Origin of the sequence: Candidatus Pelagibacter sp. Uisw_127 (assembly GCF_047722515.1) — a bacterium.
Taxonomy (GTDB): domain Bacteria; phylum Pseudomonadota; class Alphaproteobacteria; order Pelagibacterales; family Pelagibacteraceae; genus Pelagibacter.
In genome coordinates this window covers 827,763-850,824 of sequence record NZ_CP159815.1, presented here as the reverse complement: position 1 = coordinate 850,824, position 23,062 = coordinate 827,763, and the positions used below count along the sequence as shown (strand labels likewise).

Below are 23,062 nucleotides of genomic sequence, written 5' to 3'. Positions count from 1 at the left end.
GAGTGTATTTAAAATTTATGTCTATTAAAATTAATTACTCAAATAAATTAACTAGCAAATCTTCAGCTAATCTTGTCTTATTTGTTGATCAAAATTTCAATATTAGTGTGTTAAAGGAAATGATTTCAAGTACTGAATTTTCTTACATATCCGATCTATTAAAAACTAGTGATTTAAAAAAAAACTTACTTTTTTTTGAAATTAACTCAAAAAAAACAATATTTTTAGTGTCCATTAAAAAAGATTTAAAAACTTCTGAAATAGAAAGTTTAGGAGCTAAATTTCATGGTTATATAAATTACGATAAGAAAAATGATTATTTTGTAAACTCAGATACTATAAATAATAAAATAGAAAATTTTATAGGATATTTCCTGCATGGATTAAAATTAAAATCTTATGAATTTAACATTTATAAATCAAAAAAAGATAAAAGACTTATTTCTATAAATGTCTTTGGAGATAAGAATAAAATATCTGCTCAAAATCAATTAAGATTTAAAGCTTTAGAGGAAGGAACTTTTTTTGCAAGAGACCTCGTGTCTGAACCAGGAAATATTTTACATCCAGACGAGTATGCAAAAAGATTAAGTTCTCTAAAAAAACATGGTTTAAAAGTAAATATCTATGATGAGAAAAAGTTAAAAAAATTAGGCATGAACGCATTGTTAGGGGTTGGGCAGGGCAGCATCAGAGGCACATATTTAGTAACAATGGAATGGAATGGACTAAAAGATAATTCTAAACCTCTAGCTTTTATTGGTAAGGGAGTTTGTTTTGATACTGGAGGTATTTCGCTAAAACCAGCAAAATTTATGGAGGATATGACTTATGATATGGCTGGTTCTGCTACAGTAGTTGGTTTAATGAAAAATTTAGCATTAAGAAAAGCAAAAATAAATGCTGTTGGTGTTGTAGGACTTGTAGAGAATATGCCTGGAGGTAATGCTCAAAGACCAGGGGATATTGTTAAATCCTATAGTGGCAAAACAATAGAAATATTAAATACAGATGCAGAAGGTAGATTAGTTTTAGCTGACGCTCTAACTTTTACTGAGAAAAAATTTAAACCAAAATTTATGGTTGATTTAGCAACTTTAACAGGAGCCATAATAGTTTCATTAGGCTCTGAATATGCTGGGTTGTTTTCAAATGATGACAAATTATCAAAACAATTATTGGATGTAGGTGAAAAAGTTGATGAGAAATTATGGAGAATGCCCCTTCATAAAAACTTTGACAAGCTTATAGACTCAAAGAATGCTGACATGCAAAATATAAATTATGTTGGTGGAGCAGGATCAACAACTGCTGCACAATTTTTACAAAGATTTATTTTAAACAAGACACCATGGGCTCATTTAGATATAGCCGGTATGGCTTTTTCAAAATATGGTGGTGCTTTAAATTCAGGTGGAGCAACAGGTTATGGAGTAAGATTATTAAATCAACTAATAGAGGAACATTATGAGTAATATAGAACAAACACTATCAATTATTAAGCCAGATGCTGTTGAAAGAAATTTAGACAATGAAATAAAAGATATGTTTAAGAATAAAGGATTTAATATTATTAAAGATAAAAAAATTCAAATAGCAAAACCTGAAGCAGAGCAGTTTTATAAGGTTCATGAAACAAAGCCTTTTTACAATGATTTATGTACATATTTATCATCAGGACCAATAGTTGTAATGGTGCTTGAAAAAGAGAATGCAGTATTAGAAAATAGAGAATTAATGGGTGCTACTAAGCCAGAGGATGCTGCGGAAGGAACTATAAGAAAAAGATACGGTATCTCCATAGATAAAAACTCTGTTCACGGTTCTGACAGTGTTGAAAATGCTAAAATAGAAATCGGTTTTTTTTTTAAAGACTAATTAAAAATTTTCATAATAGCGGCTGGGTACAATTTATGCTCTTGTTTCAAAATCTTTTTTGATAATGAGATAGAGTTATCACTAGCTGCTATTTTAATTTTCTTTTGCATAACTACTTTTCCAGAATCCAATTTTTCTGTTACGTAGTGAACTGTACATCCTGCAAAAATATCTTTGTTTTTAATTGCCCTACTGTGCGTGTTAAGACCCTTATATTTAGGAAGTAAAGAGGGATGAATATTAATTATTTTTCCATCAAATTTTTTTATAAATCCTTTAGATAAAATTTTCATAAAACCAGCCAAGCAAATAAATTTTATTTTTTCTTTCCTTAATAATATCAATATAATTTTTTCAGTTTCTATAAAATTTTTAGAATTAAATATTTTTTTTTTAATCTTAAATTGATCCGCATACTTTAAACCTTTTGCAAGATTAGTATTAGAAACTACCAGATCTATTGAGATAGGTGATTTTTTTAATTTAGAAAATTTTATTATATTTTTTAAATTACTTCCTACACCTGAAATAAAAACTGCAGTTTTTATTTTTTTAAGACCAGTCAATTTTTCCATTAAGTTTAACTTTATTTTTTCCAGGGATAATTTTACCTATAACATAAGGCTTAAATTCTTTAGTAAAGAATTTTGTGACTTTACTCAAATTGTTTGGATTAACTATTAAACAAAAACCTACCCCACAATTAAATGTTTTTAGCATTTCTTTGTCCTCTATATTATATTGCTTCAACCATTTAAAAATTTTTTTAGTTTTAACTTTATTTAAATCAATGTCAGCGATTAGCCCATCAGGAATTACTCTTTTAATGTTATCCACTAGTCCACCACCTGTGATATTAGCACATCCATTTAAAAGATTATTTTGAATTAGACTTAAAACTTCTTTCACATAAATTTTTGTAGGTCTAAGTAATTCTTTTTTTAAAAATGAATTATTTTTTAAATTAATTTTTTCTTTTTTCAAAACCTGTCTCACTAAAGAATAACCATTAGAGTGAACGCCACTTGAGGGTATGGCTAGCACTAAATTATTTTTCTTAATTTTCTTTGTGTGTAGGATTTTTTTTTCATCAACTAAGCCTACAGCAAATCCAGCTATATCAAATTTACCTTTTTCATAGGTCCCAGGCATTTCTGCGGTTTCTCCACCAACTAATTCACAGTTAGAAATTTTGCAACCTTTTATTATTCCTTTGAGGATGGATTTTAATTTTTTTAAATCAATTTTATTAATTGAAATATAATCTAAAAATAATAACGGTTTCGCTCCTTGAACTATCAAGTCGTTTACACTCATTGCAACTAAATCAATACCGATTGTATCATATTTATTAAGTACATTTGCTATCTCAACTTTTGTGCCAACACCATCTGTGCAAGCTACAATTTTGGGACTTTTTAAACTTTTAGGAATATTAGAAATTGAACCAAAACCACCAATGTTATTAAACTTTTTTTTGCCTTTATTATTTGATGATATAGAAGATATAAATTTAACAAAATTGTCAGCAGCATTTATGTTTACACCACTTTTTTCATAGGTAAATTTTTCTTTTTTCATTAGTATAAAATATGCAAATTATTAATAAAATATTAAGGTTACAAAAAGTATATATATTTTTTATTTCATTCGTTCTATTTATAATAATTTTTTCCACAGCTTATTTACATGCAAACTCTTTTAGAGTGTCTGATATTGAAATTTCATCACCATTTGAGCTTAATTTTAAGAAAAGTCGTGTAATAGACAGGGGGTTTCAGGTCTCTTTTTTAAATTTACTTTCTATGATTACAACCTCAGGTGATAAAACACAAATTAAAGATATAACAATAAAAGAACTCAAAAGCATGATTGACTCTTTCACAATAAGTGATGAAAAATTTATTAATAATGAATATTTTGCAAAACTTGAAACAACATTTAATAAAAAAAAGATTTTAAACTTTTTAGAAACAAAAAATGTTTTTCCGTCAATTCCAATTAGAAATAAAGTTTTATTGATACCGATATTAGTAGATGCAGAGACTGAGAATATTTATTTATTTAATAATAATATTTTTTATGAGAAGTGGAATGACATAAAAAATAATTATCAATTGCTAGATTATCTGTTACCAAGTGAAGATCTTGATGATTTAATTAAACTTCAAGAGATGTCTAATTCTATTGAAACATATGATTTTATAAATTTACTAAAAAAGTATGATTTAAAAGATTATATAATTACAATAATATACAAAAACAGAAATGAAGTTAAAATACTTTCAAAAATTAATTTAAACAATTCTCTTAAAATAAATAATCAAAAATATTCAAAGATAAATTTAACCAATGAAGAGGATTTCAATATGATTTTAGATAATTTAAAAATCCTTTATGAAGATGAATGGAAAAAAAATAATGAGATAAATACATCTATAAAACTTCCATTAACCATTTCTATAAAATCAACAGACTATAAAAAGATTATGTATTTGGAGGAGACACTCTCTAGCATTGATTTGATATCAAATTTCTATATATTAAATTTTAATAACAAATTTACTCAATATAGAATAATTTATAACGGCTCTCCAAAAACTTTTTTTAACGATATGAATAATAAATATTTTGACCTGGAGATTGTAAATAATGTTTGGACTGTTAAATGAAAAGTTTAAATCAATTATTACTAGATTTTGATTATAAGCAAAACTTTAGAGATGACGATTTTTATGTTGGAAAAAGTAACTTTTATCCTTTTGAATTAATCAGTAATTGGCCTAACTGGGAAAAAAATTTTTTAAACATAAGTGGTGAAAAATTCTCTGGCAAAACTCATTTAACTAATATTTTTTTAAAAAAATTTAATGGGATTAAGCTTGAATCAAGTTTGCTAAATAATGAAAATTTACAAACAATAAAACCTTATCAAAATATTGTTTTAGAAAATTTAAATTTGAATGTGAGTGAGGAGCTTATCTACACTCTTTTTAATATAATTGATCAAGATAATAAATTTTTAATAATTACATCCTCAACACCAATTGCAGAAATTGATTTTATGCTTGAAGATCTTAAATCAAGAACTAAAAACTGTCTTTTAGCAAAAATTGAAAACCCTGACGATGAATTAATGTTTGCTTTAATTCTAAAAAATTTATCTGATAGACAGATCACTTTAGATAAAAAATTGATTGATTTTATCATTAAAAGAGTTGAGAGATCGTATGGCAAAATATTTGAATTCATATATAAAATTGACAAGATTAGTTTAAAAAAGAAAAAATCAATCGATTTTAAGATCATTAATGAGGCATTAGAGGAATAAGTGAATAAATATAGAACACACAATTGTAACGAATTAAATAAAGATAACAGTGGACAAGAGATTATATTATCTGGATGGGTTAATAAAAAAAGAGATCATGGAAACCTCTTATTTATTGACTTAAGAGATAATTATGGAATGACTCAATGCATTATTGATAAAAGTAATGAGAACTTTAAATTATTAGAAAAAATTCAGTTAGAAAGTGTAATTAAGATAAGCGGAAATGTTGTCAAGAGAAGTGAGGATACTATTAATTCCGAACTACAAACTGGTGAGATAGAAGTCAATATTGATAAATTTGAAGTGCTTGGAACATGTAAAGAACTTCCAATGCCTGTATTTAGCGATCAAGAATATGCAGAAGAGATTAGACTTAAATATAGATTTTTAGATTTAAGAAGAAAAAAAATTCATGACAATATTATATTAAGATCAAAAGTTATTTCATTTATCAGAAATGAAATGTTTAAATTGGGATTTTTAGAATTTCAAACTCCAATACTAACATCTTCAAGCCCAGAAGGGGCTAGAGATTTTTTAGTGCCCAGCAGATTAAATCCAGGAAAATTTTATGCCCTACCACAGGCGCCTCAGCAATTTAAACAGCTAATAATGGTATCTGGATTTGATAAATATTTTCAAATTGCACCATGTTTTAGAGATGAAGATGCTAGAGCAGATAGAAGTCCTGGTGAATTCTACCAGCTTGACTTAGAAATGTCATTTGTTGAACAAGAAGATGTTTTTCAAGTAGTAGAAAAATTAATAGTCAATGTATTCAAAAATTTTTCTTCAAAAAAATTAATGTATGAAAAATTTCCAAGAATACCTTACGACGAATCTATGCTTAAGTATGGATCAGATAAACCTGACTTAAGAAACCCGTTAATAATCTCTGATTTGTCAGATATATTTATGCGTGATGATGTTACTTTTGAAATATTTAAAAAACTTGTAAAATCTGGCTCCAAAGTAAGATGCATAGTAACCAAGAATACAAAAGAAAAACCTAGAAGCTTTTTTGATAATATTGATAAATGGGCTAAAGAACAAGGAGCATCTGGCCTTGCTTATTTTACAATTGAAAAAAATGAAAATATTTCAGCTAAGGGCCCTGTGGGAAAGTTTTTTTCTAAAGAAGCATTAGAAGAAATCATGAAAATTACTGGAGCAGAGGTAGGTGACAGTATATTTTTTGCTTGTGGAAAAATAAATGATGTTGAAAAGATCACCTCTCAAGCTAGAGATAAAATTGCTAAAGATTTAGACTTAATTGATGAAAATACTTTTGCATTTGGTTGGATAGTTGATTACCCAATGTTTGAAAAAAATGAAGTAACTAATAAAATTGAATTTAGTCATAATCCATTTTCAATGCCACAAGGTGATATAAAAGATATTGATTTTGATAATCCTCTTAATATTAAAGCTTACCAATACGACATTGTTTGTAATGGAATTGAGTTATCTTCTGGTGCAATTAGAAATCACGTACCTGAGCTAATGTATAAATTGTTCTCAATTGCAGGTTATCAAAAAGAGCAAGTGGATAAGAAATTTAGTGGTATGATTAATGCTCTTAGTTACGGTGCACCACCTCATGGGGGTATAGCACCAGGAATAGATAAAATCGTAATGCTTTTAGCTAATGAGAAGAATATTAGAGAGGTTACAATGTTTCCAATGAATCAAAACGCCCAGGACTTAATGATGAATGCGCCCTCAGAAGTTAATGAAGAGCAACTCAAAGAGCTTGGATTGGCCTTAAAACTTAAAAAATAATATTACTTTTTACCTTTTAAACTTATTTTAACATCAGATAGATCAACAAGATTTTTTTTGTAATTGTTTCTAACAAAGCCTTTGCTAGTAACATCTTTTATAATCTTAAGTAATTGATTTTGATCTTCTGTATTTTCTTCTTCAGGTGAAGATCTGTCAGATCCTCCAATAGCAGGTGTATGCGCAAGGTCTTCTCTATTTTGGTAAGAGATAGCTAATTCTCTGAATATATAATCCAGTATTGAAGAGGCGCTCATTATTCTGTCATTACCATGAACCTTTCCAGACGGTTCAAATTTAGTATCAACATAAGCACTAATAAATTCATCTAAAGGCACGCCATATTGTAGGCCAAGTGATATCGCTATGGCAAAATTATTCATTAAAGCTTTTACTAACTCTCCTTCTTTGCTCGTATCAATAAAAATTTCACCTATTTTTCCATCCTCATATTCACCCGTATGTAAATAAACTTTATGGTCACCAATGGTTGCCTTTTGAATGTAGCCCTTTCTTCTATCTGGCATGCTAAATCTTTTACCCATACCTTCGTTTATCTTTTTAACAAACGTGGTATTATTTTCTTTTGAAACAATTTTGGGTTGGCTTTGCTCAGATATGATGTCTAATTTTTTAGACTCAATTACCTTATTATTTGGATCTAAGCTTTTTGTTTTTCTCGTATCAAGCTTAACGTCTAAAACTTCAAATTTTCCGTCATCTCTTTTTTCAAGATTTGCTAATTCTATTTCATTAATATCATCGAGATAATGATTAACTTTAAAGCTGCAAGTGTAATAAGTTTCAACTAAGTATTTTGCCATTTTTCCTTTAATTAATTTTTTATTTTGAATCGTAAGATAATTAATTTATATACAAATCCTTACTTTAGTCTAATTTAAATAATACAATTTAGGATTGAAGAAAAAATAAAAAAATATGTTGACACTTTTAAAACAAATTTTCATTTGGTGGAATCAAGAAACACTTGGAACAAAATTAAAGACAATTTTTTATGGTAAACTTGTTGGAAGTGATTCAACTGGCAATAAATATTATGAAAGTAAAGTTGGTAAGAGATGGGTAATTTATAGTGGTGAGATTGATGCTTCAAAAATACCTGGTGAGTGGTATTCATGGATGCATTTTACCAATAATAGAATTGAAAACAATCACGATTTAGAAAAATATAAATGGCAAAAGCCTCATCAATCAAATCAAACAGGTACTGAAAATGCCTATCATCCAAATAGAAATAATGAACAAATTAAAAAAAAATATACAAGTTGGAAAAGTTAATTTTATATTAATTTTATTCTATTTTTTTTTAATAAACATTCCATTATCTTTAAATGCCCTAGAAAGTTTAAATGGAAAATTTATTGAGATAAAAATCTTAGATAAAGTTAGCTCTAAAACAAACCTTTTAAAATTAGTTATAGGTGAGGAAAAAAAATTTCAGAATCTAATAATTAAAAGTTTAAAATGTAAAAATTCAGAGTTTGATGACAACCCAGAGATAACAGCTTACATTCAGGTGCGAGACTTAGTGAATAAAGATAATAATGAAGTCTTTATATTTAATGGATGGACTTTTTCATCAAGCCCAGCGGTCAACCCATTTGATCACCCAGTTTATGATATTTGGCTTACTAAATGTTATTAAATAACTTTTTCGTTATCTAGCCAGCCTACATTAAAATCTGAATCAATAAACTTTTTATGATTAAGTAAAATTTTATGAAGAGGTATTGTTGTGGTAATGCCTTCAATTACAAATTCATCTAAAGATCTATTCATTCTTTGAATAGCTTCAGTTCTATTTCTTCCTTGAACAATTACTTTGCAAATTAAACTGTCATAATATGGGGTAACTTTATAACCCTGAAAAATTGAACCATCTACCCTTGTTCTAAAACCTGATGGTTGATGACACATACCTATAGTTCCAGGTGAAGGTTGAAAATTTTTACTAGCATCCTCAGCGTTAATTCTGCATTCAATAGCATGTCCTCTTGGATTGATATCACTTTGTTTAAGAGCAGTTTCACCGGTGTAGGCTATCCATATTTGTTCTTTAATTATGTCAATTCCAGTTACCATTTCGGTAACAGGATGTTCTACTTGAACGCGTGTATTCATTTCTAAAAAATAAAACTTCCCATCTTCGTAAATAAATTCGACTGTTCCAGCACCTTCATAACCAATTTTGCTGACCATATTTACAGTTTTTTCAAAAAGATCTTTTCTAATTTGATCTGTTAGAACTGGACTAGGGGTTTCCTCTATTAATTTTTGATGCCTTCTTTGTACAGAGCAGTCTCTTTCATGCAAATGAACTGTTCTATTTTTCCCAGATAGAACTTGAACTTCGATGTGTCTTGGGTTTTGAAAAAATTTCTCAATATAAATCTCATCATTTCCAAAATATTTTTGTGCTTCAGATTTAGCTGTTGAGAACAATGTTTCAAACTCCTCTTCTTTATGAACAATTTTCATTCCTTTACCACCACCACCACCAGATGCTTTAATTAAAACTGGAAATCCTATTTTTTTACAAAGTTCTTTAGCTGCTTTTATATCAGTTACACCACCCTCAGAACCTTCAATAACCGGAAGACCATGCTCTTTAGCAATTTTTTTTGCTTGAATTTTATCTCCCATCATTTTTATTAGCTTTGAAGATGCACCAATAAATTTAATATTATTTTCTTCTAATACTTTAGCAAAGTTCGCATTCTCAGATAAAAAACCATATCCAGGATGAACTGCTTCTGCTTTTGTAAGCTCAATTGCAGACATTAATGCAGGAACATTTAAATAGCTATTCGCAGGTTGATGAGAGCCAATGCAAACACTTTCATCAGCAAGCCTAACATGCATACTGTCTCTATCCACATCAGAGTGTACAGCAACAGTGGCAATTCCCCATTCTTTGCATGCGCGTATAACTCTGACTGCAATTTCCCCACGGTTTGCAATTAGAATCTTTTTAAACATTATTCAACAATGATAATAGTTTGGCCATATTCAACAGGTTGGCCATCTTCTACACAAATTTCTTTTATAATTCCATCTGCAGTAGAAGGGACGTGATTCATGGTTTTCATAGCTTCAACTATCATAACCGTTTCACCTTTTTTAATCCTTTTGCCAATCTCAGAAAACTTTTTAGCCCCAGGTTCTGGTGAATGATAAGCAGTACCTATAATTGGAGATTTAACCTCTGTTCCAGATATAGCTTTAGGTTTTACTTCACCAGATGCTGATGTTGATGCTGCAACGCTTACAACTTGATTTGAGCTGGCTGGGTTTGATTTTGATACTTTGATCTTGGTATCTTTATCCGTGTATTCAATTTCAGTTAAATTAAACTCATTTAAGTAGTCTGTTAATTCTTTAATAATGTTTTTATCTATTTTCATTTTGTAATATGTTTTGCATTGAAATTATGGCTAAAATATAACCGTTATCACCTAAGCCAAAAATTCCACCAGTAGCAATATCACTAATTAAAGATTTATGTCTAAATTCTTCTCTTTTGTATATATTTGATATGTGAAGTTCAATAATTGGTTTTTTATAAATATCTAAAGCATCCCTAATAGCAACAGATGTATGAGTAAAGCCAGCAGCATTAATAATTATGCCATCAAATTTACTTTTAGCTTCTTGTATAGTTGTGACTATTTCACCTTCAATATTAGATTGAGAAAACTGTAAACTAATATTTAACTCTTTAGCTTTGTTTAAACAATTCTCTTTTAATTTATCAAAAGTTATTGACCCATATTGTGATTGTTCTCTTTCACCTAATAGATTAAGATTAGGACCATTAATAATTATAATATTATTACTCATCCAATACTTATACATTATGAAAAAAATAAAAAAAATAAAAATTAAGATAAATGGTAAATTTTCAATGGTAAATGAAAATTTAAGCCTCTCAATTTTTCTAAAAGAACTAAAAATTCCTCTTAAAAAAGTAGCAATTGAATTAAATAAAGAAATAATAGATAAAAATAAAACAAATAAAATCAAATTAAAAAAAGACGATAAAATAGAAATAGTTCATTTTATTGGAGGTGGGTAGAAATGAATAAAGATAAATTAACAGTTGATAAGAAAAAATTTAATTCCAGACTAATAGTTGGTACTGGAAAATATAAGAGCATGTTAGAATGTGCAAAAGCTATAAAATTATCTGGTGCGGAAATTGTAACCGTTGCCGTAAGAAGAGTTAACATCTCAGATAAAAAAAAACCATTATTAATGGATTATATAGATCCAAAAAAAATTACCTACCTTCCTAATACAGCTGGATGTTTTAATTCTGAAGAAGCTCTTAGAACATTAAGGTTGGCTAGAGAAATTGGTGGGTGGAAATTGGTAAAGCTTGAAGTTTTAGGTGACAAGAAAAATTTATTCCCTGATATGATTGAAACTTTAAATTCTACTGAAGTTTTAACCAAAGAAGGATTTAAAGTGATGGTATATTGTAATGACGATCCATTGATGGCTAAGAGATTGGAAAATGTTGGGGCTTGTGCAATTATGCCTTTAGCAGCACCTATAGGATCTGGACTCGGAATTCAAAACACAACAAATATTAAGATTATAAGAGGTCAGACAAAACTCCCTGTAATAATTGATGCTGGTTTAGGTCAAGCATCAGATGCAGCTATTGCTATGGAGTTGGGTTGTGACGGAGTTTTAGCTAATACAGCAATTGCAAAAGCTAAAAAACCATTTCAAATGGCGTTAGCATTTAAAAATGCTGTTATTGCTGGAAGGCAATCCTTTTTAGCAGGCCGTATAGAAAAATCTATATATGGAAGTGCATCCTCACCAACTACAGGCATTATTTAAGCTACCTTTTTTTTATAAGGTTTTTTATTATAAGTTTTTTTTTTATAAGGTTTTTTCTTATAAGGTTTTTTTTTATTTAAACTTTCGAAAGATTTAAAATCTTTCTTTTGTTCTTCTAGATTTTTTAGTTTTTCAACATGTTCTACAATTTCTATTGTTTTTTTAGTTTTGTTTTGAAGGTCAATCACGTATTCAGGAATAATAAGAGTATTATCAGCAATAATGTCAATTTTAATTAAGTTTTTTTCTTCAAAATATTTTAAATCCTCAATGAAATTATCCTTCATGAAGTCTGATATTTTTTCACAGATCTTTAATTCAACAAATTTTGCCTTTGTTAAGACAGCTTTAACTTCAACTAATTTAAGAATTTTTATAGCAAAAGACTCGTCTGTGAGAGTAACTTTCCATTTTACAGCACTTTCACGCAGTCTTTGTCTAGACATTTCCAATAACCCAAAAGTACTAATTCTTCCTATCTGAATTCTTGCCCTATCTGCTCTACATGTTTCTTTAAGTTTTCTTTCAACCAATCTTCTATTTCCAAAGCTTAGCATGTCAATGAAGTCTATTATTATTAAACCAGATAAATCTCTAATTTTAATTTGTCTTGATATTTCTTCTGCTGCTTCAAGGTTAGTATCTAAAGCAGTACTTTCAACATTTTTTTGTTTTATTGAGCTTCCTGAGTTTATATCAATTGAAACTAAGGCCTCAGTTGGGTTAATTACCAAGTATCCACCAGATTTTAACTTAACTTCTGATTCATAAATTTGATTTAATTTATCCTCTATATTTTCTTTAAAAAATAAAGGAACTTTTTCTCTATATTTCTTTATTTTTTTAACATGAGAGGGCATTATTAATTTCATGAAAGCTTGTGCTTTTTTATATCCGTCATTACCTTCGATGATTATGCTGTTTGTATCATCATCATACATATCTCTCAAAGTTCTTTTTATAATGTCACTTTCTTGGTGAACTAAAGATGGTGCTATAGAATTTAAAGCAGTTTCTTTAATGTTATTCCATGTTTTTATTAATGTTTGAAGATCGTGATCTATATCATTTTTAGTTTTATTTGATCCTGCAGTTCTAACGATAAGTCCCATTTCTTTTGGTATGGATATATCGTTTAAAATTGTTCGAATTTTTTTTCTCTCACCGGGGTTAAAAATTTTTCTGGATATTCCACCACCCTTTGGTGTGTTGGGCATTAAAACAATATATTTTCCTGCTATAGAAATAAAGGTACTTAACGCAGCTCCTTTTTGTCCTCTTTCGTCTTTTAATACTTGTATTAAAATTACTTGATTGGGTTTTATAACTTCTTGTATCTTATATCTTTTAGACCTGAATCTTGGAGCTGGTTTTTTTATTTCAGGATCTAGTGTTTTTTGATTAGCACTCTCACTTACTGCTAATTCATCAACTGCTAATACTTCTTCAGATGGGCCTAACACAATCCCTGATTCAGGTTTAATTTCAACTGGATCATTACCATCTAGATTACCTTCGTTGATATTTTTTTGCTCTTCTTTTTCACCCTCTTTTAAGAGTTCCATCCTTTCTCTTTCTTCTTCCTCTTTTATTTTGATTAAATCACTTTGGGGAATTTGATAATAATCTGACTGAATATCATTGAAAGATAAAAAACCATGTCTATTTCTTCCAAAATCTATAAAGGCAGCTTGTAACGATGGCTCTACACGACTAACCTTTCCGAGGAATATATTATTCTTGATTAGGTTGTTTTTTAAACCCTCGTACTCATAGTCTTCAATATTATCACCCGTTTTAAGCACGACTCTGGTTTCGTTTGGATGCGAAGCATCAATGTATAAATTTTTTTCCATATATATTTGATTAATTGTTTCATTGTATTTAAATAATTTTAAATTTTGTTTAAATTTTGATGCCTTAACTTTAACAAATTCACATGTATATTAAACTAAAATGCACCGAATTATTAAAAATATATTTATACTAATTTTAAGCTTAGGTCTATTGAGTGCATTTTCTATATTAGCTGTTTTATGGGCTTTTTCTAATAATTTACCAGATTATAAATTTCTTAAGAGTTACAAGCCTCCTGTTTCAAGTAAAGTTTACTCAGGTGACGGGGAATTGGTGAACGACTTTTCAACTGAAAAAAGAATTTTTGTTCCTTACAATGCAATATCAAAAAAAGTAATTAATGCTTTTTTATCTGCTGAAGATAAAAATTTTTTTTCACATCCTGGAGTAGATGCAAAAGGAGTTTTGAGAGCCGTAATAAATAACATTTCTAATATTGCATCATCAAGAAGATTGGAAGGTGCATCCACTATAACACAACAGGTAGCAAAAAATTTTTTATTAACAAGTGAAGTGAGTTTAAACAGAAAAATAAAAGAAGCAATTTTAGCATTTAGAATAGAAAGAGCCCTCTCAAAAGAAAGAATATTAGAACTTTATTTAAACCAAATTTATCTTGGTGGAGGAGCTTATGGAGTGGCATCTGCAAGTTTAGAATATTTTGATAAACCAATTAGTGAACTGAATTATGCCGAAGCAGCTTTATTGGCAGCATTACCAAAAGCACCAAGTAGATATAACCCCTATAAAGATATAATCTTAGCTAAATTTAGAAGAGACCTAGTTTTAGAAAATTTATATGAAAATAATTATATAAAAAAAATTGAGTACGATAAATTTATTAATAAAAAAATTATATTAAAAAAAAGAAAAAAAACTTTTACAGAAGACACAAGTTATTATGTTGAAGATATTAGAAAAGATGTCGTTGATCAACTTGGTTTTGATAAAGTTTACAAACAAGGACTAAATATAAGCACACCAATAAATCTAGGTTTACAAAAAATTGCCATAAAATCCTTAAGGGAAGGTTTAATTAGTTATGATAAAAGAAAAGGTTGGCGTGGACCATTGTTGAGAGAACAAAAAATAACAAGCTGGAAAAATAAACTAGATAAATTTAAATTAGAAAAGTCAATTAATTGGAATTTAGCAATAGTAAAAAAAGTTGATAAATTTTCTATAGTAATTGAAACTGAGAATAAATTGAGTGGAATTATTAAATACGAAAGCATTTCGTGGATTAAAAAAGAATTTAATGAGATATTAAAAGTTGGAGATGTAATTTATGTGGAGAATAAAAGTGGTAATATATTCACCTTAAGACAATTACCCTTAGTGAATGGAGGTATAGTTGTTATGGATCCTTTCACTGGTAGGGTTTTAGCATTAAGTGGAGGTTTTAGTTTTAAAAAAAGTGAATTTAATAGAGCAACCCAAGCATTAAGACAACCTGGCTCAGCGTTTAAACCATTTATTTACGCATTGGCACTTGAAAATGGCTATACACCATCTACTTTGATCTTAGATGCCCCATTAGTTCTGGAGCAAGGGTATGATTTAAAGATGTGGAAACCAGAAAATTATGGAAAAAAATTTTATGGACCTTCAACATTAAGAATGGGGTTAGAAAAGTCTAGAAATTTAATGACAGTTAGAATTGCGCAAGACATGGGTTTGAAAAAAATAGTTAATTTTTCAAAACAATTAGGTATTTATGATAATCCAAGTGAACTTTTATCTATCTCACTAGGCTCAGCCGAAACAACCTTATTAAAGCTTACATCTGCTTATTCTTCGTTTGTTAATGGTGGAAAATTAGTAAAACCAATAATGATAGATCGAATTCAAGATAGTGAAGGAAGTACGATATTTAATAATGAAAAAAGAAAATGTGTAAACTGCGATCAGATATCTTTTTTAAGCAAAAATTACCCTGAAATAGAAGATGAATTTCTTCAAATTTTCTCACCTCAAACAGCGTATCAGATGACCTCAATATTAGAAGGTGCCGTTCAGAATGGAACGGGAAAAAATTTAAAAGATCTTAATTTAGACTTGGCTGGAAAAACAGGCACTACTAATGGTAATACTGATACATGGTTTATTGGTTTTACTTCAAAACTTGCAATAGGTGTATATGTAGGTTCAGATAATCCAAAATCATTAGGAAGGTATGAGACTGGTGCAAAAACAGCATTACCAATTTTTAAAAGCTTTGTAAAAAATGCAATTAAAAAAGAAGATGCAAGACCATTTAAAGTTGCTGATGATATTTTAATGAGGGTTATTGATCCTATAACAGGTGAGAAAGCTGCGATAGAGAGTAAATCTACTATAATTGAGGCTTATAAAAATATAAAAATAGACAATACATTAAACAGAGATATTAATAATAGATTAAAAAATGATAATATATTAAGATTTTATTAATGGAAAATGAATATTTAAACCACAGATCAGAAATAAAAAAAATTAATCAAAGAGTTAAGGAGTACCTTTGAAAAAAATGATATTCATTCAAAATTAGAGGCAAATAATCAAAAAATGCTAGAGAACAATTTCTGGCAGGATAAGTCAAATTCACAAAAAACTATTAAAGAAAAAAAATTATATGAGGAATTAATAAAATCATATGATAATTCTGTTAATTCCTTAACTGATTTGCATGAGTTAAATGAATTAGCTTTAGAAGAAAAAAACCAAACAATTATTGCTGAAGTTTTAGAAAATATTAAAGATCTAAAAAAATTAGCTAAAAAAAATGAAACAAAATGCTTTCTATCGAATGAAACTGATAGTTTTGATGGTTACATAGAAATTCATGCAGGAGCAGGAGGTACCGAAAGTCAAGATTGGGCTGAAATGTTAAGGAGAATGTATTTAAAATGGTCTGTCTTAAAGGGTTTTAAATCACAGTTGATAAGTGAACATAAAGGTGATGAAGCTGGTATAAAATCATCAACAATTAAAATTGAAGGAGATTATGTTTTTGGATGGTTAAAATCTGAGTCTGGTATTCATAGGTTGGTCAGAATTTCTCCATTCGATTCAGGTGCAAGAAGACACACAAGTTTTGCTAGTGTTTGGATTTACCCTGTGGTTGATGAAAATATTGATATTGAAATTATAGAAAAAGATTTGAGGATTGACACATACAGATCTAGTGGCGCAGGTGGCCAACACGTAAATACAACTGATAGTGCTGTTAGAATTACTCACTTACCATCTAAAATAGTTGTTCAATGTCAAAACGAAAGGTCTCAACATAAAAATAAAGACACCTGTATGAATATGCTTAGGGCAAGGCTTTATGATTTTGAAATGAAAAAAAAAAAAATTGAAAGTCAAACAGTGGAATCTTCTAAATCAGAAATAGGCTGGGGACATCAAATTAGATCTTACGTTCTTCACCCTTACAGAATGGTTAAAGATAATAGAACTAGTTTTGAAAGCTCAAATCCTGATAAAATCTTAGATGGTGAGATTGATGATTTTTTAGAAAGTTCGTTATATAAAGTGAAATAATGAAAAAAATAATTAAAATTCTTATTATATTAATAATAACCTTTGCTGGTATTGTCATTTACTTAAGTATATATGGAATAAAAACTGAAAAGTTTAATAATGAAATTATAAAAAATGTTTCAAAAATTAATAAAAAAATTAACCTTTCATTAAATGAGGTTAATTATTTATTAAACCCGCTGAATTTTAGTATTAATATTTCAGCAAAAAACCCCAAAATATTATTGGAAGATAAAAGTCTAGATTTAAGTGATATTAATACCAATATATCATTAAAATCTTTTATAAGTAATCAATTTTCTATTGATGATTTAAAAATTTCTACAAAAGAAATTCAAATTAAAGATCTAATCTCATTAACAAGAGCAGTTAAAGGATCACCACAACTTTTTGTTTTAGATAGCATAACTAAAGAAGGATTAATTTCTGCAAATATAAATCTTAAATTTGACTTAGATGGAGAGATAAAAAAAAATTATCAAATAAATGGGAGTATTAAAAAAGCAAAATTTAATATTTTTAATCAAGTGGAAATTGAAAACTTAAACCTTTCATTTGATATAAGTAAAAATCAATTAACATTAAGAAAAATAGAAACAGACCTCAATAGCATAAAATTAAAATCACCCTTAATTAAAATTGAAAAAAAAAAAAAATATTTTTCATTGATGGAAAAGTAATAAATGATCAGCAAAATTTTGATATAAATAAACTAAAACCTATGCTTGGTGACTTACTGAGTACTATTGAGGCAGAAAAGATTGATTTCAACTCTATAAATACCTTTTCTTTTAACATAAACAAAAATTTAAAATTAAATGATTTAAAACTTGAAACAAATTTAAACCTAAAAAATTTTAAAATAGTTAAAAACCCTCTTAATTTAAAAACTTTTTTACCTAATTATACTGGACAAGTTAAGTTTGAAGACCATAAGATTAAAATTAAACTAACAAAGGATATATTGGATATTAAAGGAGAGGGGGATATCTACATTGGAAGTGAACTTGATCAATTATCTTACAGCATTACTAATAATGATGGAAAAATAGCATTTGATACAAAGCTTAATATTAAAAACAATCCATTAATAATAAGTTTTTTAGATTACAAAAAGAAAAAGGGAGATGGTTCGGATATTTTATTAAAAGGTACTTATAAAAAAAATAAAGAATTAATATTTCAAACTATTTCTATAAAAGAAAAAAATAATCAAATTTTATTTAAAAACTTGTGGTTAAGTAAAAACTTTAAGATTAAAGATTTAGATTATGTTAAGCTTGATTATAGAAATAAAAATGACCTTCTTAATAAAGTAGAATTAAAGAAAAATAAACTTAATTTTTCCATAAAAGGAAAAAGTTTTGATGCAACTCAGTTCATTAATAATATTATGGATAATGATGAAAGTTCTACAGTTTTTGAAAATTTTAATTCTAAGTTTGATATTAAAATAGACACAACTTATATAAATAAAAATGACTACACAAAAAATTTATTTGGAAACTTTACTTTTAAAGAAAATAAATTAAGTAAATTAAACCTTGCATCTACTTTTTCCAACAACAAAAAAATGAATTTATACATTGAAACTAATAAGCAAAAAGAAACTATCACAAAATTCTTTTCAAACTATCCAAAACCTTTGATTAAAAGATACGATTTTATAAAAGGATTTGAAGAAGGTTATCTAGATTTTTATTCTATAAAAAAAGATGGTGTTTCTGATTCTGTATTGGTTATTGATAATTTTAAAGTTAAAAAAGTGCCTGTTTTTGCTAAACTTTTAAGTCTAGCATCTCTTCAGGGGATTGCAGATCTTTTAACTGGCGAAGGAATAAGATTTACTGATTTTGAAATGCGATATTCAAGTCAAAAAGGTCTTACCAAGATTGAAGAAATGTATGCAATTGGGCCTGCCATATCTATATTAATGGATGGGTATATTGAACCAAAAAAATTGGTTAGCTTGAGTGGAACATTAGTTCCTGCAACAACCATAAATAGATCCATAGCCTCAATTCCAGTACTGGGTAAAATATTAATAGGAGAAAAAACTGGTGAAGGTGTTTTTGGTGTAAGTTTTAAAATAAAAGGACCTCTAAAAAATCTATCCACAACAGTAAATCCAATTAAAACTTTAACACCTAGATTTATAACAAGAACACTAGAAAAAATTAAAAAGAACTAAATTAATTCAACTTTAATATGTTTTTTTTTACCAAGAGAAAGCTTAATTAAATTATCTTTGAATAGATTTGCTGTAATTAAAAACTTTTCATCAGAAATAGCCTGACTATTTATTTTAATTCCATTTCCTTTGATTAATCTTCGAATTTCACTTTTAGATTTTTCTAATTTAGATAAAATTACTAAATCTAGAATGTTTATATTATCATCTAACATTTGTTTGTTAATTTGAATGGCCGGCAAGTTGTTACTTAATGAATTTCCAGAAAATGTTTGTTGTGCTGTTTCTTCACATTTTCTTGCTTCATCTTCACCATGCAACATAGATGTAGCTTTATTAGCAAGTAAAATTTTCAGTTCATTGATATCATCATTTTTTATATTTTCAATTTCATTAATATTAATATCTGTAAAAATCTTTAAAAACTTTAGTACATCTCGATCATCAATATTTCTCCAAAATTGCCAGTAGTCATATGCCGAAAGAAATTTTTTATCTAGCCATACAGCTCCAGATTCGGTTTTTCCCATTTTTGCACCTGATGCCAATGTAATAAGAGGTGTTGTTAAACCATAAACATGATTATTTGAGTATCTTTTTATAAGGTCAACTCCATTAATGATATTACCCCATTGATCTGATCCACCAATTTGAAGCATACAGTTTTCTTTTTTATTTAATTCTAAAAAATCATAAGCTTGTAAAATCATATAGTTAAATTCCATATAACTTAATGATTGTTCTCTTTCTAACCTAATTTTAACACTATCAAAACTCAACATTTTATTGATCGTAAAATGTTTTCCTATATCTCTTAGAAAAGAGATATAATTTAAATTTTTAAGCCAAGTATAATTATTAACAAATATAGGCTTTGTTTTTGGGTCTTCATTATTTAAAAAATTTTTTAGAATTTTTTCAATATTATTTATATTCTTTTCAATTTCTTCTTCAGATAAAATTTTTCTAGTTTTATCTTTTCCAGAGGGGTCACCTATTCTAGTAGTACCACCTCCCAATAAAACTATTGGTTGGTGACCATGTTTTTGTAACAATCTAAGACACATAATTTGAAGCAAACTACCAACATGAAGACTTTCAGCAGTACAATCAAAACCTATGTAAGCTCGAATTTTTTCTTTTTCTAATAATTGAGACAAATTTTCTTCTCCAGTACACTGGTAAAAGAAACCTCGATCTTTAAATTCTTTTAAAAATTTATTCATAAATATGTTATCTACAATATACAATATTTACTTAAAAAATAAGAATGGAAAAATTTTATACTTCTTTAGGGTTAATGAGCGGCACATCTATGGATGGGGTTGATGCATCAGTTATTAGATCTGACGGTGAAAATAACTATGAGCCCATATTTGACAAATATTTTGAGTATGATGAGGTAATTTATTCAGACTTACTAAATCTAAGGGATAAGATAAATTTAATAAAAGATCTAACATCTAATTCTTATCAAATTAGAGAGCTTGAGAGAAAAATTACATTATTTCACGCCAAAATTAGTAAAGAAATTATAAAGCATTCAGGAATAGATGTAGATCTAGTCGGTTTTCATGGCCAAACAATTTTTCATAATATTCAGGAAAAAATATCAAAACAAATTGGAGATGGTAATTTATTATCAAGTCTTTTAAAAAAAGACGTAGTCTATAATTTTAGAGAAAATGACATTCTTAACGGAGGACAAGGAGCTCCATTAGCCCCAATCTTTCACAACTTACTTGTAAATCAGAATCAAATTGAGAAACCAGTTTGTGTTTTAAATGTAGGAGGTATTGCAAATATTACTCTTGTTATCTCAAAAAATAATGAAGATTTAAAAAGTTTTGATGTAGGTCCAGGTAATTGTCTCTTAGATGAATGGGTCAGAAGGCACACGAAAATGAAATATGATGTAAATGGAGAATCCTCAAGTATTGGAAAAACAAGTGAGGTTATTCTAAATCAGGCGATTGATAATTTCGATAATATAAGTAATCAAAAAAAACTTTCATTTGATATAAAAGATTTTGATTTAAGTTTTGTGAAAGGTCTTTCATATGAGGATGGCTTATCAACATTAGTAGATTTTACTGCGATAATAATTTATCAATCAATTTTGAGATCAATCAAAATTAAAGAAAATGAAAAATTATTAATAATGGTATGTGGAGGTGGAAGAAAAAATTTATCTTTAATAAAGAGTATTAGAAAAAGATTACCAAAAAATATTTTTTTAAAAGTAATCGATGATTACAAAATTGATGGAGATTTTATCGAGTCCCAGGCTTTTGCTTATCTTGCAATTAGATCAATGCTTAAAAAAGAAATTTCATATCCCAAAACTACCAATGTACAAAACCCTTGTATAGGTGGAATTTTAGTCAAAAATTATTAAGACTAAAATAAAGCAGATTCTTTTTTAATATATTTGTCTAAACTTTTTACTAAGACATCTTCTGTTTTAGTAAAAAAATGATTAGCATCATTTATTGCTTGAAAATCAACCTTAATACCTTTTTGAGCACTTAATCTTTTATCTAGATCAGCAATATGTTCTTGTGGAACTAACTCATCTTTTTTTCCATAAATCATTAAGCCTGATGTGGGACAAGGTGACAAAAATGAAAAATCATATACATTCGGTTGTGGAGATATAGCAATAAACCTATTTATTTCTGGTCTTCTCATAAGTAGCTGCATGGCTATTAAAGATCCAAAAGAAAATCCTGAAACCCAACATTGAGAATTATCAAAATTTTCTCTCTCTAGCCAGTCTAACGCTGCCGCTGCATCAGCTAATTCACCTTGACCGTTATCAAACTCACCATCACTTTTTCCAACACCTCTAAAATTTACTCTACAAACTGAAAATTCATTTTCCATAAATGTATGAAATGTATCTACAACAACTTTATTATTCATTGTTCCGCCATACTGAGGATGAGGTTGCAATACTAAGGCTATTGGTGATGTAATCTTATTACTCTTATAATACTTGGCTTCCATTCTTCCGGCAGGTCCAGGTATAAAAACTTCTACAATTTTGTTATCCATAAGTGTTATTGATTATTGTTCTCAAAAAAAATTACATCTATCATAACTAAGCGACAATATGTTAACTTTTTTAAGTAATGTATACTTGACTAATTTAGTCAGGTATGTATAAAAAACCCCTACAAACAAGGGTAAATATGAAATTAACGTCAAAAGGCAGATATGCAGTAATGGCATTAGCTGATTTAGCTCAGTTTAATAGTGTCAATCCGGTATCTCTAAGAGATATATCTTTAAGACAAAGTATATCAATAGATTTTCTAGAACAGATATTTTCAAAGCTAAAAAAACACAACATAGTCAAAAGCATTAGAGGTAGCAATGGCGGATACATACTAAATAAAGAACCTGTTGAAATTAAGCTAGCAAATATACTTAATGCTGTAGATGAAGAGGTTAAAACTGTTCAATGTAAAAAAGAATCAAAAAAAGGATGTAATAGCAAAACATCAAAATGCATTACTCACAACTTATGGGACGAACTAGAAGTACACATCAATTATTTCTTTGAAAAAAAAAATTTAGAAGATCTTATAAGTAACACATCAGAAAGTAGAAATTAA

At 28.0% G+C, this 23,062-nt stretch carries 24 protein-coding genes; 15 read left to right on the top strand and 9 right to left on the bottom strand.

Annotated elements, in window-relative coordinates; translation table 11 throughout:
- Positions 1-17: 17 nt before the first annotated feature.
- Both ABXT65_RS04720 and ndk read left to right on the top strand, forming a co-directional pair.
- Complete coding sequence (locus tag ABXT65_RS04720) at positions 18-1,475, top strand: leucyl aminopeptidase (RefSeq protein ID WP_415322621.1); 1,458 nt, start codon at positions 18-20, stop codon at positions 1,473-1,475.
- Positions 1,468-1,878 carry a nucleoside-diphosphate kinase gene (gene ndk, locus ABXT65_RS04715; RefSeq protein WP_415322619.1) on the top strand — a complete coding sequence of 137 codons (411 nt, stop codon included), beginning with the start codon at positions 1,468-1,470 and terminating at the stop codon, positions 1,876-1,878. The genes ABXT65_RS04720 and ndk overlap by 8 nt, the downstream gene beginning before the upstream one ends.
- Here the strand turns inward: ndk and purN are convergent.
- On the bottom strand, positions 1,875-2,453 hold the full coding sequence (gene purN, locus ABXT65_RS04710) for a phosphoribosylglycinamide formyltransferase (protein WP_415322617.1): 579 nt from the start codon (positions 2,451-2,453) through the stop codon (positions 1,875-1,877). The genes ndk and purN overlap by 4 nt on opposite strands.
- Entirely contained in the window at positions 2,431-3,459 is a 1,029-nt protein-coding gene (purM, locus tag ABXT65_RS04705; RefSeq protein WP_415322615.1) for a phosphoribosylformylglycinamidine cyclo-ligase, read from the bottom strand. Before purM ends, purN begins: the two co-directional genes overlap by 23 nt.
- Positions 3,460-3,584: 125 nt before the next feature.
- Here purM and ABXT65_RS04700 point away from each other — a divergent pair, with 125 nt between their 5' ends.
- From ABXT65_RS04700 to aspS, 3 genes are read left to right on the top strand one after another with little or no spacing between them, the layout of a single operon-like run.
- A complete protein-coding gene (locus ABXT65_RS04700; protein ID WP_415322613.1) occupies positions 3,585-4,550 on the top strand; it encodes a hypothetical protein in 966 nt (321 codons plus the stop codon).
- Positions 4,547-5,209, top strand: a complete 663-nt coding sequence (locus ABXT65_RS04695; protein WP_415322611.1) for a DnaA ATPase domain-containing protein — start codon at positions 4,547-4,549, stop codon at positions 5,207-5,209. Before ABXT65_RS04700 ends, ABXT65_RS04695 begins: the two co-directional genes overlap by 4 nt.
- The gene (gene aspS, locus ABXT65_RS04690; protein ID WP_415322609.1) at positions 5,210-6,994 is read left to right on the top strand and encodes an aspartate--tRNA ligase; all 1,785 of its coding nucleotides are present in this window, start codon (positions 5,210-5,212) and stop codon (positions 6,992-6,994) included.
- Positions 6,995-6,996: 2 nt separating this feature from the next.
- Here aspS and ABXT65_RS04685 read toward each other — a convergent pair whose 3' ends face one another.
- Complete coding sequence (locus ABXT65_RS04685) at positions 6,997-7,818, bottom strand: ribonucleotide reductase (protein WP_415322607.1); 822 nt, start codon at positions 7,816-7,818, stop codon at positions 6,997-6,999.
- A gap of 115 nt (positions 7,819-7,933) precedes the next feature.
- On the opposite strand from ABXT65_RS04685, the gene ABXT65_RS04680 reads away from it, so the two are divergent.
- On the top strand, positions 7,934-8,293 hold the full coding sequence (locus ABXT65_RS04680) for an NADH-ubiquinone oxidoreductase subunit NDUFA12 family protein (protein ID WP_415322605.1): 360 nt from the start codon (positions 7,934-7,936) through the stop codon (positions 8,291-8,293).
- Entirely contained in the window at positions 8,253-8,660 is a 408-nt protein-coding gene (locus ABXT65_RS04675) for a DUF2155 domain-containing protein (protein ID WP_415322603.1), read from the top strand. The genes ABXT65_RS04680 and ABXT65_RS04675 overlap by 41 nt, the downstream gene beginning before the upstream one ends.
- On the opposite strand, the gene accC is transcribed toward ABXT65_RS04675, so the two are convergent.
- The 3 genes from accC to aroQ are packed head-to-tail and all read right to left on the bottom strand — an operon-like array spanning position 8,657 to position 10,855.
- The gene (gene accC, locus ABXT65_RS04670; protein ID WP_415322601.1) at positions 8,657-9,994 is read right to left on the bottom strand and encodes an acetyl-CoA carboxylase biotin carboxylase subunit; all 1,338 of its coding nucleotides are present in this window, start codon (positions 9,992-9,994) and stop codon (positions 8,657-8,659) included. The genes ABXT65_RS04675 and accC overlap by 4 nt on opposite strands.
- A complete protein-coding gene (locus tag ABXT65_RS04665; RefSeq protein WP_415322599.1) occupies positions 9,994-10,419 on the bottom strand; it encodes an acetyl-CoA carboxylase biotin carboxyl carrier protein in 426 nt (141 codons plus the stop codon). Before ABXT65_RS04665 ends, accC begins: the two co-directional genes overlap by 1 nt.
- The gene (gene aroQ / locus ABXT65_RS04660; protein WP_415322597.1) at positions 10,406-10,855 is read right to left on the bottom strand and encodes a type II 3-dehydroquinate dehydratase; all 450 of its coding nucleotides are present in this window, start codon (positions 10,853-10,855) and stop codon (positions 10,406-10,408) included. The genes ABXT65_RS04665 and aroQ overlap by 14 nt, the downstream gene beginning before the upstream one ends.
- A gap of 16 nt (positions 10,856-10,871) precedes the next feature.
- Between aroQ and thiS the strand changes: the two genes are divergently transcribed.
- Both thiS and ABXT65_RS04650 read left to right on the top strand, forming a co-directional pair.
- The gene (thiS, locus tag ABXT65_RS04655; RefSeq protein WP_415322595.1) at positions 10,872-11,090 is read left to right on the top strand and encodes a sulfur carrier protein ThiS; all 219 of its coding nucleotides are present in this window, start codon (positions 10,872-10,874) and stop codon (positions 11,088-11,090) included.
- Positions 11,091-11,092: 2 nt separating this feature from the next.
- Positions 11,093-11,866, top strand: coding sequence for a thiazole synthase (locus tag ABXT65_RS04650; RefSeq protein ID WP_415322593.1), 774 nt, complete (start codon positions 11,093-11,095; stop codon positions 11,864-11,866).
- Here the strand turns inward: ABXT65_RS04650 and ABXT65_RS04645 are convergent.
- Positions 11,863-13,722, bottom strand: coding sequence for an Rne/Rng family ribonuclease (locus ABXT65_RS04645; RefSeq protein ID WP_415322591.1), 1,860 nt, complete (start codon positions 13,720-13,722; stop codon positions 11,863-11,865). The genes ABXT65_RS04650 and ABXT65_RS04645 overlap by 4 nt on opposite strands.
- A 100-nt stretch (positions 13,723-13,822) precedes the next feature.
- On the opposite strand from ABXT65_RS04645, the gene ABXT65_RS04640 reads away from it, so the two are divergent.
- From ABXT65_RS04640 to ABXT65_RS04625, 4 genes are read left to right on the top strand one after another with little or no spacing between them, the layout of a single operon-like run.
- Complete coding sequence (locus tag ABXT65_RS04640) at positions 13,823-16,156, top strand: penicillin-binding protein 1A (RefSeq protein ID WP_415322590.1); 2,334 nt, start codon at positions 13,823-13,825, stop codon at positions 16,154-16,156.
- Between the two features lie 45 nt (positions 16,157-16,201).
- Positions 16,202-17,251, top strand: a complete 1,050-nt coding sequence (gene prfB, locus ABXT65_RS04635; RefSeq protein WP_415324207.1) for a peptide chain release factor 2 — start codon at positions 16,202-16,204, stop codon at positions 17,249-17,251.
- Positions 17,251-17,931 (top strand): hypothetical protein, encoded by a 681-nt coding sequence (locus ABXT65_RS04630; protein WP_415322588.1) that lies wholly within the window; start codon positions 17,251-17,253, stop codon positions 17,929-17,931. The genes prfB and ABXT65_RS04630 overlap by 1 nt, the downstream gene beginning before the upstream one ends.
- A gap of 41 nt (positions 17,932-17,972) precedes the next feature.
- Entirely contained in the window at positions 17,973-19,442 is a 1,470-nt protein-coding gene (locus ABXT65_RS04625; protein ID WP_415322586.1) for a hypothetical protein, read from the top strand.
- On the opposite strand, the gene tyrS is transcribed toward ABXT65_RS04625, so the two are convergent.
- Entirely contained in the window at positions 19,439-20,668 is a 1,230-nt protein-coding gene (gene tyrS, locus ABXT65_RS04620; RefSeq protein WP_415322584.1) for a tyrosine--tRNA ligase, read from the bottom strand. The two genes, ABXT65_RS04625 and tyrS, sit on opposite strands and share 4 nt — an antisense overlap.
- Before the next feature lie 44 nt (positions 20,669-20,712).
- Between tyrS and ABXT65_RS04615 the strand changes: the two genes are divergently transcribed.
- Positions 20,713-21,840 carry an anhydro-N-acetylmuramic acid kinase gene (locus ABXT65_RS04615; protein WP_415322582.1) on the top strand — a complete coding sequence of 376 codons (1,128 nt, stop codon included), beginning with the start codon at positions 20,713-20,715 and terminating at the stop codon, positions 21,838-21,840.
- Between the two features lie 2 nt (positions 21,841-21,842).
- On the opposite strand, the gene ABXT65_RS04610 is transcribed toward ABXT65_RS04615, so the two are convergent.
- Complete coding sequence (locus ABXT65_RS04610; protein WP_415324206.1) at positions 21,843-22,487, bottom strand: alpha/beta hydrolase; 645 nt, start codon at positions 22,485-22,487, stop codon at positions 21,843-21,845.
- A gap of 149 nt (positions 22,488-22,636) precedes the next feature.
- On the opposite strand from ABXT65_RS04610, the gene ABXT65_RS04605 reads away from it, so the two are divergent.
- Positions 22,637-23,062 (top strand): RrF2 family transcriptional regulator, encoded by a 426-nt coding sequence (locus ABXT65_RS04605; RefSeq protein ID WP_415322581.1) that lies wholly within the window; start codon positions 22,637-22,639, stop codon positions 23,060-23,062.

Bases quoted from the DNA above. Each gene is read 5' to 3' on its own strand.
- tyrS (WP_415322584.1), bottom strand. From the start codon at position 20,668: ATGAATAAATTTTTAAAAGAATTTAAAGATCGAGGTTTCTTTTACCAG.
- ABXT65_RS04695 (WP_415322611.1), top strand. From the start codon at position 4,547: ATGAAAAGTTTAAATCAATTATTACTAGATTTTGATTATAAGCAAAAC.
- ABXT65_RS04720 (WP_415322621.1), top strand. From the start codon at position 18: ATGTCTATTAAAATTAATTACTCAAATAAATTAACTAGCAAATCTTCA.
- ABXT65_RS04625 (WP_415322586.1), top strand. From the start codon at position 17,973: ATGCTTGGTGACTTACTGAGTACTATTGAGGCAGAAAAGATTGATTTC.
- ABXT65_RS04645 (WP_415322591.1), bottom strand. From the start codon at position 13,722: ATGGAAAAAAATTTATACATTGATGCTTCGCATCCAAACGAAACCAGA.
- accC (WP_415322601.1), bottom strand. From the start codon at position 9,994: ATGTTTAAAAAGATTCTAATTGCAAACCGTGGGGAAATTGCAGTCAGA.
- ABXT65_RS04640 (WP_415322590.1), top strand. From the start codon at position 13,823: ATGCACCGAATTATTAAAAATATATTTATACTAATTTTAAGCTTAGGT.
- ndk (WP_415322619.1), top strand. From the start codon at position 1,468: ATGAGTAATATAGAACAAACACTATCAATTATTAAGCCAGATGCTGTT.
- ABXT65_RS04605 (WP_415322581.1), top strand. From the start codon at position 22,637: ATGAAATTAACGTCAAAAGGCAGATATGCAGTAATGGCATTAGCTGAT.
- ABXT65_RS04665 (WP_415322599.1), bottom strand. From the start codon at position 10,419: ATGAAAATAGATAAAAACATTATTAAAGAATTAACAGACTACTTAAAT.
- purN (WP_415322617.1), bottom strand. From the start codon at position 2,453: ATGGAAAAATTGACTGGTCTTAAAAAAATAAAAACTGCAGTTTTTATT.
- ABXT65_RS04615 (WP_415322582.1), top strand. From the start codon at position 20,713: ATGGAAAAATTTTATACTTCTTTAGGGTTAATGAGCGGCACATCTATG.
- purM (WP_415322615.1), bottom strand. From the start codon at position 3,459: ATGAAAAAAGAAAAATTTACCTATGAAAAAAGTGGTGTAAACATAAAT.
- ABXT65_RS04680 (WP_415322605.1), top strand. From the start codon at position 7,934: ATGTTGACACTTTTAAAACAAATTTTCATTTGGTGGAATCAAGAAACA.
- ABXT65_RS04650 (WP_415322593.1), top strand. From the start codon at position 11,093: ATGAATAAAGATAAATTAACAGTTGATAAGAAAAAATTTAATTCCAGA.
- ABXT65_RS04630 (WP_415322588.1), top strand. From the start codon at position 17,251: ATGAAAAAAATAATTAAAATTCTTATTATATTAATAATAACCTTTGCT.
- ABXT65_RS04685 (WP_415322607.1), bottom strand. From the start codon at position 7,818: ATGGCAAAATACTTAGTTGAAACTTATTACACTTGCAGCTTTAAAGTT.
- thiS (WP_415322595.1), top strand. From the start codon at position 10,872: ATGAAAAAAATAAAAAAAATAAAAATTAAGATAAATGGTAAATTTTCA.
- ABXT65_RS04675 (WP_415322603.1), top strand. From the start codon at position 8,253: ATGAACAAATTAAAAAAAAATATACAAGTTGGAAAAGTTAATTTTATA.
- aroQ (WP_415322597.1), bottom strand. From the start codon at position 10,855: ATGAGTAATAATATTATAATTATTAATGGTCCTAATCTTAATCTATTA.